Origin of the sequence: Vreelandella arctica (assembly GCF_037070215.1) — a bacterium.
Classification (GTDB): domain Bacteria; phylum Pseudomonadota; class Gammaproteobacteria; order Pseudomonadales; family Halomonadaceae; genus Vreelandella; species Vreelandella arctica.
The window spans coordinates 1-1,560 of the sequence record NZ_JBANSN010000083.1 but is presented as its reverse complement, the minus strand read 5'-3'; the positions used below and the strand labels follow the sequence as shown (position 1 = coordinate 1,560).

The following is a 1,560-nucleotide window of genomic DNA, read 5'->3' as shown; positions in this document are numbered from 1 at the left end:
TAGCCCGGATTTCTCATAGCACCTCAGCAAGTACCGCACCCAGGCCGCCATGCTATTAAAAACCTATTGGTACATCTTAAATTGCCTACTTTTTAACCACTTTCCGTCGTTCAGATACACTTCCCCCTTTCCCCCATTGCGTCGGGCCGGGGGCGCCCGCGCATTCAGTTCGGCACCAACCGCCTGACGAGATCGGATAGTTGCGCTTTATAGGGGTAGCTGTCACTCATCAACACCCGGATTCGGCGCGTATTGCGGATGATGACCGCGCCCACTTTGATGAGTTTGAGCCTCAGGTTGCTTGGGCTCATGCGCTCAAAAGGGGTCTTCTTCAGGTAAGTACGTAAGCGCTCGAACAGCGTATAGGCGAAGCCCGATAAGATCAGCCGCCACTGATTGGCCCACCAGTGCGTACTGGAGGTCCGGTCAGCAAACAGGCTCAGTTGTTGATCCTTGATTCGGTTTTCCATGTCGCCCCGAGCACAATACTGCTCGTAGTAAAGCTTGAAGCCGTCGTCGTAACGGGAGCTGATGATAAATCGGGGATTGGAGCCCAGCTCGCTTTCTTCTAGACGAGCGACCACCCAGCGTGGGTATTTCCAAGAGTGTGCTTGATACGGGAAGCGGAACGTCTCTGCCACTTTGCCTCCCACCTGCCATTGGGTCTTGCGCACCAGCATCATGGGCACGTCCACTTCCTTGAGCAGCCGACTGTTCTTACCGATACCCACGATATAGTCAACGTGATGCCGATCGCACCAGTTCAGCATCCGGGGGCGACAAAAGTGACTATCACCTCGTAACACAATGCGCGTATCGGGCCAGTACTGGCGGATAAAGCGCACCAGTAACGCCAGGATGGCCCAGCTGTGATGGCTGTCGCTGTGGTCACTGGTACGCAGATAGCTCACTAGCAGATGGCGGCCACAGAAGACATACAGCGGGAAGTAGCAGTGGTGATCATAATAGCGGTTAAAGAACTTCCCGGGTTGCTCGCCGTGCACGGGAATATCGGTGCCATCAAAGTCCAGCACGATTTCCTTGGGGGGTTGGTCATGCTGCTCAATGAAGTGATGCCACAGTAACGCATGGGCCTTCACCATCGCTTGCCGGTCTACCTTCTGCTCGCTCCGACACAGTGTAGACTTACCCGCCAAGACTTCATCTTCACCTAGCGCGGTCTGAAGCGCTTGGTCGTAACGTAGGGCCTCATGGTCGTTAAAATCTTCGTAGCCCGCGGCGACACCGAACACCCGCTGACGCACCAGAGTGTCGAGCTTGTGACGAACCTGTTCCGGTGCGCGGGGATCATGAAGCACGGAGGCCAAGCGGTGCGTCAGACGATGTTGTTTATCGACTTCCCGTAGCAAGAGCAATCCAGCATCGGAGGTGATGTGGCCCCCAGAGAAATCGGCTTCAATTTGCCGGCGTGAGAGTGGCGAGAAGGTCAGTTTTTCAGGTACCATTTTGGAAGCGGCGGTTGGTGTTGGTTTTTGGTGTAAGGCCCTGAAACGTTAACACTTTCAGCCGCTTTCTTTTATACCCCGTGAGAAATCCAGG

General features: G+C 54.8%; 1 protein-coding gene. It reads right to left on the bottom strand.

The genetic code is table 11. From position 1 onward, the window contains the following. Nucleotides 1–164: 164 nt before the first annotated feature. Nucleotides 165–1,466, bottom strand: coding sequence for an IS1380 family transposase (locus V8L70_RS22740; protein ID WP_101146771.1), 1,302 nt, complete (start codon nucleotides 1,464–1,466; stop codon nucleotides 165–167). Nucleotides 1,467–1,560 lie beyond the last annotated feature (94 nt).